Annotated in this window: 10 protein-coding genes, 1 pseudogene and 1 CRISPR repeat array; of the genes and pseudogenes, 4 read left to right on the top strand and 7 right to left on the bottom strand. The window is 57.8% G+C overall.

What is annotated here, in order from left to right:
* On the top strand, nucleotides 1–141 hold the full coding sequence (locus ACO59D_RS12030) for an ATP-binding protein (protein ID WP_485127190.1): 141 nt from the start codon (nucleotides 1–3) through the stop codon (nucleotides 139–141).
* A gap of 54 nt (nucleotides 142–195) precedes the next feature.
* Here ACO59D_RS12030 and ACO59D_RS12025 read toward each other — a convergent pair.
* Nucleotides 196–1486 (bottom strand): annotated as a pseudogene (locus ACO59D_RS12025) (IS256 family transposase).
* A gap of 30 nt (nucleotides 1487–1516) precedes the next feature.
* Between ACO59D_RS12025 and ACO59D_RS12020 the strand changes: the two are divergent.
* Nucleotides 1517–1936 carry an ATP-binding protein gene (locus ACO59D_RS12020; RefSeq protein ID WP_485127189.1) on the top strand — a complete coding sequence of 140 codons (420 nt, stop codon included), beginning with the start codon at nucleotides 1517–1519 and terminating at the stop codon, nucleotides 1934–1936.
* Nucleotides 1937–2486: 550 nt separating this feature from the next.
* The gene (locus ACO59D_RS12015) at nucleotides 2487–2876 is read left to right on the top strand and encodes a hypothetical protein (RefSeq protein ID WP_485127188.1); all 390 of its coding nucleotides are present in this window, start codon (nucleotides 2487–2489) and stop codon (nucleotides 2874–2876) included.
* Nucleotides 2877–2994: 118 nt separating this feature from the next.
* Here the strand turns inward: ACO59D_RS12015 and ACO59D_RS12010 are convergent, their stop codons facing one another.
* A complete protein-coding gene (locus ACO59D_RS12010; RefSeq protein WP_485127187.1) occupies nucleotides 2995–3303 on the bottom strand; it encodes a hypothetical protein in 309 nt (102 codons plus the stop codon).
* A 507-nt stretch (nucleotides 3304–3810) separates the two neighbouring features.
* On the opposite strand from ACO59D_RS12010, the gene ACO59D_RS12005 reads away from it, so the two are divergent.
* Complete coding sequence (locus ACO59D_RS12005) at nucleotides 3811–5559, top strand: IS1634 family transposase (protein WP_207302687.1); 1749 nt, start codon at nucleotides 3811–3813, stop codon at nucleotides 5557–5559.
* A 75-nt stretch (nucleotides 5560–5634) separates the two neighbouring features.
* Nucleotides 5635–5999: a CRISPR direct-repeat array (repeat unit 36 nt; unit sequence GTTTGATTACCAGTCAGATCGACACTGCGCCAAAAC).
* A 51-nt stretch (nucleotides 6000–6050) separates the two neighbouring features.
* Here the strand turns inward: ACO59D_RS12005 and csn2 are convergent.
* The 5 genes from csn2 to ACO59D_RS11980 form a co-directional block, all read right to left on the bottom strand.
* A complete protein-coding gene (gene csn2 / locus ACO59D_RS12000) occupies nucleotides 6051–6734 on the bottom strand; it encodes a type II-A CRISPR-associated protein Csn2 (protein ID WP_130811749.1) in 684 nt (227 codons plus the stop codon).
* The gene (gene cas2, locus ACO59D_RS11995) at nucleotides 6731–7039 is read right to left on the bottom strand and encodes a CRISPR-associated endonuclease Cas2 (protein WP_130811748.1); all 309 of its coding nucleotides are present in this window, start codon (nucleotides 7037–7039) and stop codon (nucleotides 6731–6733) included. Before cas2 ends, csn2 begins: the two co-directional genes overlap by 4 nt.
* 23 nt (nucleotides 7040–7062) lie before the next feature.
* Nucleotides 7063–7944, bottom strand: a complete 882-nt coding sequence (gene cas1, locus ACO59D_RS11990) for a type II CRISPR-associated endonuclease Cas1 (RefSeq protein ID WP_485127186.1) — start codon at nucleotides 7942–7944, stop codon at nucleotides 7063–7065.
* Nucleotides 7931–12079: a type II CRISPR RNA-guided endonuclease Cas9 gene (gene cas9, locus ACO59D_RS11985; protein ID WP_485127185.1), complete on the bottom strand. Its 4149-nt coding sequence runs from the start codon at nucleotides 12077–12079 to the stop codon at nucleotides 7931–7933. Before cas9 ends, cas1 begins: the two co-directional genes overlap by 14 nt.
* A 346-nt stretch (nucleotides 12080–12425) precedes the next feature.
* On the bottom strand, nucleotides 12426–12611 hold the full coding sequence (locus ACO59D_RS11980) for a hypothetical protein (RefSeq protein WP_485127184.1): 186 nt from the start codon (nucleotides 12609–12611) through the stop codon (nucleotides 12426–12428).
* Nucleotides 12612–12703 lie beyond the last annotated feature (92 nt).

The following is a 12703-nucleotide window of genomic DNA, read 5'->3' as shown; positions in this document are numbered from 1 at the left end:
GTGCTCTTCGGGGGACCAGGCAATGGCAAGACCCATACCGCGATAGCCTTGGGGCCGCTCGCCTGCGGTGAGGGCAGAAAAGTCGCATTCTGGCCGACGGCGGAGCTGGTAAGCGAGGTAGCGTCGAAAATGTTGGTGTAGCGGCCCTTGACAGAAGGTCGGCGACGAGCCCCAGAATCTGAATCTCTTCCTATCCTATGCCGCCTCCATCGAGTCAGCAAGCTCAAGGCTCGCCCTTATCGCCTGCTCGGCCATGAGGCGAAGCTCGCGCCTGCGCTCGTCCGAGGGCGCGACGGGGTCGGGCCTGTCCTCGTAGAGCTCGGAGATCCTCTGCTCCGAGAAGTACCGGGACTCGCCCCACGCCTCGTCCTGCTCGCACATGACGGCCCCCACCAGCCTGGTCAGCGACGCCTCCGACGGGAAGACCTGCACCACCCTCGGCCTGCGCTTGATCTCCCTGTTGGTGCGCTCCTGGACGTTATTAGTCCTGAGCCTCTTCCAGTGGGAGGCGGGAAAGTCCAGGTAGGCCAGGGCGTCGGGCTCGGCGGCCTCCCAGACCCTCGCCGCGCCGGGGCAGCACTGCGCCAGCATGTCCGCGGCCAGGTGGTACATGGCCCTGACCTGGTCGGCGTCCTTGGCCCGGAAGACCGGGGCCACGATCCTGGCGACGCGGCGCCTGAGCTGGCGCGTCTTGGCCTCCCGCACGCAGTCGCGCATCAGGTGCACCGCGCAGCGCTGCCACGACGCGCCCTGGAAGACCTCGGCGATCGCCCCCCTGAGCCCCTCGTGGGCGTCCGAGGTGACGAGCACCACGCCGCCGGCACCGCGGGCCCTCACGCCCCTCAGGAACGCCAGCCAGGAGTCGTACGACTCGGTGTCCACCACCGACAGGCCCAACACGCGCCTCCAACCGTGCTCGTCGCAGCCGATCGCGGTGACGACGGCGGTGGAGGCGACCCGGCCGTCCCTCCTGCACTTCACGTAGGTCGCGTCAAAGCCACAGGTAGGGCGTCCGGCAGCCCGACAGGTCGCGGGAGAGCAGCTCGGAGACGTCGGCGTCCAGGTCGCGGGCGATCGCGCTCACCTGGTCCTTGGAGAGCCTCCCCACGCCCATCTTCTCGGCCACTCGCTGCACCTTGCGGGTACTCGTGCCCGTGGCGTACATCTCGGCCACAGCGGCGGCCAGCGCCCTGTCGACCCTCTGGTAGCGCGTCAGCACGTCCTCGGGGAAGAAGCTGCCCCGCCTCAGCTTGGGGACCTTGAGCGTCAGCGTGCCCACGCAGGTCTGCAGCGAGCGCTCGCGGTAGCCGTTGCGGGAGTTCCCCTCGCCGCAGAGCTCGTCCGCCTCCGCGCTCATCACCTCGTTTGCTATGGACTCCGCCAGCTGGCGTATCAGCTCCTGCATGTTGATCGTGCCATCCTGGAACCTGGGCAGAAGCCCCGGCGTCACCTGCGCCGCGAGGGGCGTGTCTGGTAAGCTCTGCATTGCGGTCGTCGCCTTTCCCTAGAACCTGACTTGTCGCGATTCCAGATTCTAAGACGACGGCCGCGCCTGCTGCCGTCAGGATGCTTTCCCGCTTACACCAACTTTTTCGACGCGATCGTAAGCGAGCTGAGGCGTGCGAATAAGGAGGGGACGACACAGGACGCGCTCAGGAGGCTCGGCAGGTGCGACCTCATCATCCTGGACGAGTGGGGGTACCTTCCCACCGATCCCGACGGGGCAAGGCTTCTGTTCCGGGTGGTGTCGATGTGCTACGAGCGGATCGCGCTCATCCTCACCACCAACATCGAGTTCTCCAGATGGGGCGAGATCCTTGCCGACGACGACATGGCCAAGGCGATGATGGACCGCATCGTCCACCACGGCAGGCTCGTCACCTACGACAGGGAGTCGTACAGGGTCAAACACGCGCTCATGCGCGGGGAGTTGTAGGAGAAGAAGGGATTGGTGCCAGGGCGACGCTCGTGCGTGAAGAACCTTCACGCTGACGTGTGAAACGAACGGATGCTGTTTTGTGAAACGAGAGGTTGACGAAACACACCTCCTTCCCCAGCGGCACGGGACCCCCCTTGGGGTTCGGGCCGCGCCTCCTGCGCCCGCCGGGCGCGCGCCCGCCTACCCACCCGCATGGCGCCTCCCCGCCCCTGGGGCAGCCCAGCGCCCGCATCGTCCTGGCTGGGCCCTTCCCGTGTCCGAGGCAGTGGGCTGCGGCGGCCTTCGCCCGCCCGTCCGAGTGCGTGGGTCTGCGGCGACGGCCCCTGCCGACGGGGACCTCGCCAGCCGGCTCGCATCCCTTCCGCCACATGCCTAGGGTGCGCCGGCTGGGGAAGCCCGACGCGGATGCGGCATCGGCGTGGCTGCAGTCGAATCCAATGAGGGTCCCCGTCGCGAGCCTCCTCTGCCCCTGGCCGTGCATGCGGTCCTCCCCCTGGTCCCGTCTCGGTCCAGGATTCCCACCGCAGCCCCTTCTGCTCAAGAGCTATTGACAAAAAACAGCTCGCTCGCGGGGGTCGTCGACGGGTCGTGGGTCTCGACCGACGACCACACCTCCTACGCGCGCGTCCTCCCGTCACTCGGCGTCGCCGAGCACGTCGCCACCGCCGGCCGGGACGCGAGGGGCGGCGGGCTCGGGCTCGTGGACGCCATGCGCCAGAGGCCCAGGCTCTTCCTCGCCCCCTTCCACGGCGTCTCGACCAAGTGGCTGGGCCGCTACCTCGACTGCTTCCGCTGGCTCGAGCAGGCCTGGCACTCCGACGCCGACCGGAGGGAGACCCTCTCGGGCCAGCTCGCAGCAGGCAGGTACGCGCACACGAGGCGCGCCCTCATCGACGAGCCCCAGCCGCTCTGGGACTACTGGGAGGCGAGGGCGTAGGTCAATCTTGGTCTAACAGAGAGAACGGAGTCTACCTCACCGCCGACGATCGCGCGGTTTGATTACCAGTCAGATCGACACTGCGCCAAAACCGATGCCTGGACTGCATGGCCATGGTCTAGCTTGTAGCCATAATCGATTTGGCCTGCATGACAAAGCGCTGAGCATCTTTGACGTGCTTACGGTCGACTTCCATAGCCCAGAAGAAACCGTCTCCTTCAACAGTGACGTATTTTGTTCCACCGGATTTCTTTTTCACAGCAAGCGCAAACACACCGAGTAACGCCACGCGGGTGAGCGTGATTCGTTTTTCAAGATCCTGCCCGTCTTCTAGCGAGACGCTATGGATAGGTCCCCATGAGCTATATCCAGGATTCCTATCAGGGTCAGACGAACCATACGCTATGCCAGTCTTAAAGAGCTGCATAACGTCTTTGTCAATGCCTCTGACCTCCATGATTGCCTTTAATTCGGATCTCATGTCTTTTCTTTCTCCTTTACTGTTTGATTACCAGTCAGATTGACACTGCTCCAAAACGCTTCTCATCATTTGTATTAGTTGTCACCGACTGCTCCCGGCAGACGGCCCTTCGCTAAAAACTGGATTTACGTTTCATGTCGAGCCTTCCCACTTACTATGTTATCCCCTCCATCCATCTGGTGCGGTGTAACTTAGTTTGATTACCAGTCAGATCGACACTGCGCCAAAACGGTGGAGCTTGCGCTGACAAACATCGACCTGTTTGATTACCAGTCAGATCGACACCCGTCTTTAGGATTTAGCACCAGGATTTTCTAGGATCAAGAGCATAGACCTTCGCAGCAGAAACCAGCTTTGAGCTGGTTTTTCTTGTATCTGAGCTGGACTTGACAAGGGGGCTTCTGCTAGAATGTCTATATGGTGCTATGGTGCTTGTTCAGATGGGGGGCTACCTTGGCCTACTTCCTCAAGAAGACGAAGAGCAGGCGTGGGCTCTACCTTCAGATCTACGAGAGCCACTGGGATCCCGAGAGGGGGCACACGGTCAACAGGTCCGTGAGGGCCCTGGGCTATGAGGATGCGCTCAAGAAGTCGGGCATCGAGGACCCGATAGCCCACTTCAAGCGCGAGGTGGGCAAGATGAACGCCGAGCGCAGGGCCGAAAGGGACAGGCAGGGGGCCCGCGAGATATCGGACAGGCCGGCCGAGAGGCACCTTGGCCACTTCGCCCTCAAGGCAGTAGACGATGCCCTTGGCGTTGAGGGCGACCTTGCCTTCCTGCAGCTGCCGGCAGGCTTCCGCTTCTCCCTCCACGACCTGCTCTCCTCCCTGGTCCTCGCGCGTGCCGTGGCGCCCCGCTCGAAGTCGAGGACCTTCCACGACGTGCTGCCCGAGATGGAGGGGATAGGCGGCGCCTTCACCCTCGAGCAGCTCTACTGCGGCCTCGCCTTCCTGGGAGAGGAGTACGAGAAGGTCATCGAGATCTACAACGGGCGCGTGGGCAGGCTCTTCGGCCGCAGGGCCCAGACCTCCTACTTCGACTGCACCAACTTCTACTTCGAGACAGGCCGCGAGGACGCGCTCAGGAGGAAGGGCCCCTCCAAGGAGCGCAGGCCCGAGCCCATCGTGGGGATGGGACTTCTGCTCGACGAAGACTGCATCCCCATCGCGATGAGCGTGTTCCCCGGCAACGAGAGCGAGAAGCCGCAGCTCAAGAAGGTCATAGGCGAGCTCAAGAGGAGAGGGGCCATAAGGGGCAGGACGGTGCGGGTCGCCGACAAGGGCCTCAACTGCGCGGACAACGTGGCCGACGCCGCACTTTCGGGGGACGGCTACCTCTTCTCCAAGTCCATCAAGGCGCTTCCCGAGAAGGAGCGCGCCTGGGCGCTTGCGGATACAGGCTGGCAGGACGTGGTGGACGCCTCGGGGACTGTCCTGTGGAGCTACAAGGAAGCGCGCGATGACTTCGACTACAAGGTCACAGATGCAAGCGGCAAAAGGAAGATGGTCTCGCTTCCCGAGAAGCGTGTGGTCACCTTCAGCCCCACCCTCAAAAGGAAGCAGACCTACGAGATAAACAGGCAGGTGGAGAAGGCCAGGGCCTTGAGGCTCGCAGCTGCCAAGAGGTCCGAGTACGGCGACAGCGCCAGGTACGTCACCTTCACGCCCATAGACGAGGAGGGCGAGGCCAAAGACGGCGCCAAGGTCGCAGTAAGCCTCAACCACGATGCCATCGCCAAGGCCAGGTCCCTCGCAGGCTACAACATGCTCGTGACCTCAGAGACTGCCATGGCAGCACGCAAGGTATGCGACACCTACCACAGGCTCTGGAGGGTCGAGGAGAGCCTCGGGGTCATGAAGTCCGAGCTCGATGCCAGGCCCGTCTACCTGCAGAGGCAGAGCACGATAACCGGCCACTTCCTCGTCTGCTACCTCGCGGTGCTCCTGGTGAGGCTCCTGCAGGTCAAGGTCCTAAAGGACCGCTTCTCCTCCGAGGACGTGACGGGGCTCTGCCGCGGGCTCAACGTGTGCCAGGTCTCCGACAGGAGGTACGTCAACGTGTCCAGAAGAACCCCCATCATCGAGGAGCTGGCAGCAAGGACCGGGCTTCCCCTGCTTCACTTCAACCTCACCAAAGGCGACATCAAAGCGATTTCGTCCTGCACGCTCAAGATGCTCCAGGCAGAGCATGGGGCCTCATAGCACCATAAATGGGGTCGAAATACCAAAGTCAGGTACTATGTTATCCCCTCCATCCATCTGGTGCGGTGTAACTTAGTTTGATTACCAGTCAGATCGACACTGCGCCAAAACGTGTCATTCGAGCACTGCGTGCACGCGATGGTTTGATTACCAGTCAGATCGACACTGCGCCAAAACACCTTATTCCATGGTGTCATCGGCTGGCCTGTTTGATTACCAGTCAGATCGACACTGCGCCAAAACTACGTGGCACTCCAGTCCCAGCATGTCCGTGTTTGATTACCAGTCAGATCGACACTGCGCCAAAACTCACCACCTCGCAGATGCCACCCCGCCCGAGTTTGATTACCAGTCAGATCGACACTGCGCCAAAACTCCTTGCCCCTGTACGGCACGTCGGTCCAGTTTGATTACCAGTCAGATCGACACTGCGCCAAAACATTAGCCCAAATTCTCCACTGCAAGAGACGTTCAGATCTGGCTGGACAGCGTTACCAGCTCTCGATAAAATCCCGGTCTACCAGCCTTTTCCTTTCGTGCTCAAACGAGAGCCCATCCTGTTTGTTCTCCAGGAGAAATACTTTCGTTTTTTGGAAATATACCTGCTCGAGGAATAGCTCAAAGTCATTTTCTGATAAAAAAGTCTTGAGGTTCACAAAGATAAAAGCCCTTTTCTCGCCAGCGTCAAGTGCCAAAGAGAGAAAATTCAACAAGTTATCAAGGAACGACTTGCCCTCCTGATAGCTTACTCCGAAACCCGCAAACTTGAGGTAACGTTTGAAATCCCACTCCTGAGAGAAGCCGAAATCAGCGTTCATCCCAAGCTCCAGAGACAACAGCTGGGCGTTAATCGACCTCTGCAATTCCTCTATGTGGCGTCTCAGGTCTTCGTCCTCCAGATATTCACGCTCCATTCGCTTGACAATTGTCCCCATAAGTCCACGCTCATCCCATGGAAGCCTCAGAGGGTTATCAATGACCAGAAGAGCTTCTGCTGGTTTAAGCTCGATATCTTCATCCCAAATGGTATAGGGCTCTTCCGCACAGCGTCCCTCACTTGACATGAAGGAACGCGCTAGCCTCGCAAAAAGCGCCGAGTTTTCTACCTCAAGAGTAGAACACTCCCCCTCAGAGAGCTCTATCGGGTTTTCAAGGCCAGCAAGCACGATTCTCATAGGATGAGCAGCTCCTCCATCGTGTCGACCTCATCGTATGCCTTGCGATTTCCCGTTATGTATTCCATCGTCGCAAACTGGGCTTCCGTGACCTTCAGCACCTGCACAAGGCCTTCCGGTGGACGATTCTTGCGCAATCGTGCGACCGCATGGCCAGCAGCCCCATCGTTTACCACCAGCTTTGCGTATACAGACTCCTGGAGAGGTAGATAACCGTCCTTAAGCAGGAACTTTCTGAACAAGCGGTAGTTCTTTCGGTCCTTTGCCGTATCGACAGGCAGGTCAAAGAAGCATATGAGCCTCATGAATCTCGCCCTCGTCTCCCCACTCATACGACATCGAATGGCTCGATAGCGTCGACGGATAGACGCTGTGAGAGCGCATCTAGGCAGTCCTTCACATACAGGGAAACAACGGACGAGACCCTATATGCTCCTCCCCTATACGGAACCGCCTGGTTAAGCATATCGACCAGCATCAGTTTGTCATCCTTTGTGAAGTCTCCCTCAACGTTGTCGAAAACGATTCTGTCGACAATTGGTCTGAACGGTTCCATGAAGTCGCAGCTCAAGTTGAACTGGTTGAAATCGTTATGGTGACAAATTCCCTCTTGAGTGAGATAACCTCTGGAAACAATCTCCCGGTTAACCGTTGAGAGCAGCAGAGCGTACCCATAGTTAAGGGCTGCATTGATAGGCGTCTCGTCATCACGTGAGAAATCAGGACCAAATAGTGAACGGAAGTACAGGTGAGCCGCATGTGCCTCACGATGCGTGCTATCCCCTGAGTGCACCTCATCCACAATTCTCTCTAGCTGTGCTGCGTCATCCTCGCGCGCTCTAACGCCCAGTACGCGTGCCTGGTGGGCTATCTTGTCCTTGATGATCCTCTGCCACACCTGCTTCTTCGCTACTAGTCCCCATGCAAGCTGTTCATCTATACGTGCGACCGTATTGTGTGCGCCATAGAGGGGCAGGAACTGACCAACGGGATCGTGGCGCTCGTCAGAAACAACAAGGGATATCTTGGCCTTGGCGAGTTCTGACAGCAGATAGGCGCTGACGTACACCTGGTTTGTATGCAGTACTAACGTCTGGAACTCGGAAAGGTGGACCTTGGTCGTGTCGTCCTCTTTGCGCACGACCATGTAGCCACCCTTGTAGGAGAGCTTGCTGGGGCTCTCGATGACAATGCTCCTAAAGCCCGACACGAGTTCTCCTCTCAAACATACCCGTCACGGACTGGTCGATGATGAAGAAGTTATCTGGTACAGAGTACCTTGCGGGTCTCAACCTGCCCGCCATCTTTGCGCCGCCAATCGAACTGAGGTTGATTGGCAGAGACTTCTTGTTGCCACGGCAGATCAACAGCAGCTTCTCAATGAGAGATTTCTTTTCATCATCAGGGAGATTTGCAAATGAAGATGCGTGAGACTCCAAGGAGAGACTCGCATCCATCATTGAGCAGCTGGAAGCCTTCAATCTTGTTGCGATGGCTGCATACGCAGTAGTTAGCGCCTCGCCATCGGCGGCAGCGCCACTCACGATACCGTTGAGCACTTTCATCTCTGAGAGTGAAAAGGCCAGCTGAGAGGCATCTTTCATTTCCTCTTCGCCCGTGACCAATAGGCGGCTACCGTCAATCTCCACCAGCTGGTCCTTCAGCAGACGCCTTGCCCTGATAGAGACGAGTGAGAGATTCTGGCTTGCTGCCACACCCTTGAGATATTCATCAAGGTAGCTTGGATCCTTGCCTATTGGTTCCAGGATGAACACGGGAACTTGAACGAGCTTGAGTACACGCTTGTTGCGCTTGTCCACCGCTTCAAAGATTGCAAAGTATGCGGCAGTCTTGTTGTCGTACCCGCCAAATCGGAGAGGGTCGAGCCCATCTTTCAGCGGAAGCTTTGGGCATTTCCGCTTCGCGATGGGATTCGCATTCCAGAACGCCCCGGTATCGATGTACGGCATCCGCGAGATATAACACTGACGATAGTCGAGCGCCTTGCGAATGCTCTCGACCTCCGTCTCGGCATCCCATTGATCCTGGAAGATTTCGCCCGTCTCTTTGTCAAAACCGGACGTCATGAAGCTGTTGACAACAAAGCCCGCCGATCCCAGCATCTGGTGTGTACGGTTGAAAAGCTTTGCCTGAGAGCTCACGTAGTCCTTGACCACACGGGCATAGCCAATCGGGTTGTCGTAAATCCCGGGATGACGCATCTGGATGAAAAGGCCAATACGACAGGCGAGATAGGCGTCATGAGCATGATGGAAGTCATTGGCCTCCCGACACTTGACAAGATTGGCAGCCTCGCGCAGGTTGTGAGACATGCTCGCCTTCACGGGAATGATTCTCGTGCCCTGGTCAGCGTAGCGAGCCTCAAGAAGTGACTGTGCAAGCTTGACCATCTGGGACGTCTCGACAAGCTGACGGGCCACAAAACCTTTCATAGCTTCTTCGGTAATCCTTGAACGCATCAGGTTGTTGAACTTTTTGTCTCCGATGAGGTCAGCGTCGTGAAGGACCCGCCACCAAGGAGCCATCCTCCGCCTGACCTTCTCGTCAATCAGCAGTTCATCAGTCTTCCTCTGATTCTCCTCGCGGTAGACCAGAGCCTTGTTCTCCAGACTGTCATCCTTTATATAGGCACGGGGAATGATATGGTCGACTTCGTAGAGGCCTGCGTTCGAGAGCTGGTTAATGTCAATGGGGCGCCCCGAGTAAAGGCACTTGCCTCGCTGCATGAAGTAGAGAGTGAGACGCTCATCCAAGTCCGCAGGCGAGGCTGCACTAATCTCGTCCCAAATCTTCGGATCGTCCCTTTTGAACGCCTCAAGTGCCTCTTTCAAATGGTCATAGCGACGCTTTGTACGCTTGCCCTTGTTCTTCTCATCATCATCTCGCGTCACCTCGATGAAGATGTTATCGGGAGCGTGACCCGCAACGCGCACAATCTCGTCTACGATGCGGATGGCTTGGTTTAGGCTCCTGCGAATCGCAGGAGACCCAGGAAGGCCATTGACGCCCATGTCGCGGGCATGCTCACCGTAATATGCCCTATTCGCTGCATCGATGGCCTTCTGGAAGCCAAGGTCCTCATCGTGCAAGACCTCCATCAGTACCATCGCTTCACCCGCATGGTGTGTCGAGTTTGGATTGCCCTCGCGCAGGACGTCCATGATAGATACTCTGCGACCATTCTGAGCATCAACCCTTATTCCACAGAGAAGTCTCTCGGAGAGCCTCCCCCAGCCCGTAAATCGCTTCTTGCAGATGGCCTTGATCTGGGCGGCGTCCAGCAGGCCGCTGCCGGAGGGCCCGAACTCGCTCTCGAGCTTCTCCTTTAGAATCGCACGGTCCTCAAAGAGGGTGTTCCAAAGGATAATCGTCTCAACATCCTCGTAGAGCTTGGAACCCGGCTCGATATCATCGACGTGGAAGACGTCCTTTGTGAAGAAAATGAACGAGCTGAGCTTTGACTCGAGCGCCGACTCGCCTTGGCCACCCTTTGCGCGGGCATTCGACCATCCCTGCTGGGCGAGCCAGTCGGCAATCTTATCGTACGTGACCCGCTTGGACTTGTGAAACAGATCGTTGACTATGTCATTACGCTGCTCGGCATCGAGGCGATGCCAGTCATCGCCATCATTGCTCCAACGCACTCCGTTTAGCTCGTTGAGCACGCAGAACTCTTCGTAAAGAAGGCTGCACTTCGGCAGGGTCTTCTCGCCCGCCAGATAGGTGCAGTCACCCGTCATGCGGAGAATGAACTTCTCGGCACTCCTGTTCTTGTCGATAACCTGGTCCCAGTTCCAAGGCGTGATGGCAATGTCCTCCATACCAGGCTTACGCTCCGACCACTGGAAGCGGTTCTCACCATGCGCGTCCTTGCGCGCGTTCTTGTCAGTAAGGGGGCCTACGTAATATGGGATGCGGAAGGAGACGAGACTCTCAATCTTCTTGGCGTCGCGCTTGAGAAATGGATAGAAGCGTCCCTGATTTTCGAGGATTGCCTTGAACTCCTCGAGATGAAGTTGGTAGTAGATAGCTCCATTGTCGCTCGTCTTAAGTCTGCGGAGGAATTGCTGCCTCTCGAAGCGGCTCATCATGTCCTCGTAGCGCGCGTCGTCCTTGGCGCCGGTATCCTTGAGAAGCTTCTCAACTTCCTTCTTGAAGTCGTCATACCCGGTCTTGTGGAGGTTGTAGGCCGTGTAGCCCTGTGCCTTATCGTAGCTGTAGTCCCCTGAGGGGTCATCGGGATTGAGCTCGTGGTAGGTGGGACCGCGGAAGAAAGCCTTGTAAACGTCCTTAGTGCAGTACTCCTTTACCAGCGCCTTGAGCATCTTGAGATCTTCCTGGTAACACTCATATTTTTTGACCATGTTGGCAGAGATACTCTCGCCAGGGGCATAGGAGAGCAGACCCTGCAGCACATAGGCAGAGTAGACGCCGCAGAGGGCATCAAGCAAGTCAGCGCAATCGTCAGGGCATGCCTCTTTGAGCGTATCGAGGTCCTCCTCAGCACCAAGGGAAATCTTGGTCTTCTCGCAAGGGAACTCACCGAATACATTCGTAAACTCCACGGTCAGTCCGGGCATCGCACTGGCAAGGGCAGTGGATGCCTTCTTTGGGTCTATGTCCGAGTCATTAACGGAGGAGGCAGATAGGGCAACGAGAGGTTGGATTTCCTTAGAAAGGGTTGAGCGATTCAGCCCCTCCTCGTTGAGAAGGAGCTTGGCAAGCTGCTTGCTCTTGTCGGCGGGTTCCTCCAGTCCCCGAGCAGCACACCATTCCGTTAGCGCAGCATAGAATTCCTGGGCCGCTTTGGAGGGATTGGCATCCTTGGACTTAAGGTTCTTCTCGTCCTGGCGAAGGAAATTGCCGCGGTGCTTGACGATATTATGAATCGCAAGGTAGACGAGCCGAAGATCGGCCTTCTCGTCCGTCTTCATAAGCCATTCGCGAAGGTGGTAGATGGTTGGGAAGAGTTTGTAGTAGTCATCTATCGTGAAGTCGCTGCCGTTGAAAATGGGGTCACCGTCCACAAGACGGGACATGTTGAGACGCATAAAGAACCCGGGGTCGACTCTATCCATTTCGTCTTTAAAGAGGTCTTGGAGAAGGTCGAGACGCCAACAACGTCGCACATAGCGCCGGCGCTGGCTCCGATGAGTCCGGGCCTCCGATGCCGGCTTAGCGCTGTCAAACAGTCTGCTTCCCCATGTTGGCTGCTTCTTGAAGTGAAGAAGCCGACCATTGGCATCGACCACGGACCAACCTACGGAACCCGTTCCCATATCGAGACCTATGCTGTAGCTCCCACCGTAGTTCCTGAGATTCATGACAACGCATCCTCTCGTCCGTGGTACAGTCATATTGTCTTCCGATTACCAGTCGGATCGACACTGCGAGTCAAAATACGGCTTTGCCAAAAATGTCCGCCGTTGGTGGGCGCCCCGTAGGGGGTACTTTGACTTCGCCTGAGGCCTCTTTCGGGAGGCCTCGCTGTTTTTCAGGATACTCATTACAACGCACCTCAACATCACTCGCGGGCATCTATCTCCGCAAGCGGCTGAGATAGGCGGGCACTACCAAGTTGTGCTAGGGACCAAGTGGCGGGAGAAGGACTCACGCTGATTGCCCGTACACAAACCCTACTCTTGCGACGCTAGATAGCAGTCGAGCGCGTCACGTCAGACCTCGGAGGTCTCGACGCCACCGGTTGCGGGCGATGGCCTCAACGCGCTGCGCGTCATGTGCATCATAGATGACCGTCGAGCGCTTCTTCCCCACCGCATCGAGGTGGGAGCTGGTGAAGACCTCCCCCGCCCCCGCTCGGATAATCACCACTCTCGTAGGGCGCTGCCACCACATCGAGTTCGTCGTCGGAAATGTCGTGCTTCCTCATGTACTAGACGATATGTAGAGTGATCGGGACCTCACTCTGTAAAGCAGTGGCCATCGAG

This window comes from Tractidigestivibacter sp., from assembly GCF_057241865.1.
This window is presented reverse-complemented; position numbering and strand designations above follow the sequence as displayed.

Coding starts and splice junctions, on each gene's coding strand:
- cas9 (WP_485127185.1), bottom strand. CDS start 12,079: ATGAATCTCAGGAACTACGGTGGGAGCTACAGCATAGGTCTCGATATG.
- ACO59D_RS12010 (WP_485127187.1), bottom strand. CDS start 3,303: ATGCAGCTCTTTAAGACTGGCATAGCGTATGGTTCGTCTGACCCTGAT.
- csn2 (WP_130811749.1), bottom strand. CDS start 6,734: ATGAGAATCGTGCTTGCTGGCCTTGAAAACCCGATAGAGCTCTCTGAG.
- ACO59D_RS11980 (WP_485127184.1), bottom strand. CDS start 12,611: ATGTGGTGGCAGCGCCCTACGAGAGTGGTGATTATCCGAGCGGGGGCG.
- cas2 (WP_130811748.1), bottom strand. CDS start 7,039: ATGAGGCTCATATGCTTCTTTGACCTGCCTGTCGATACGGCAAAGGAC.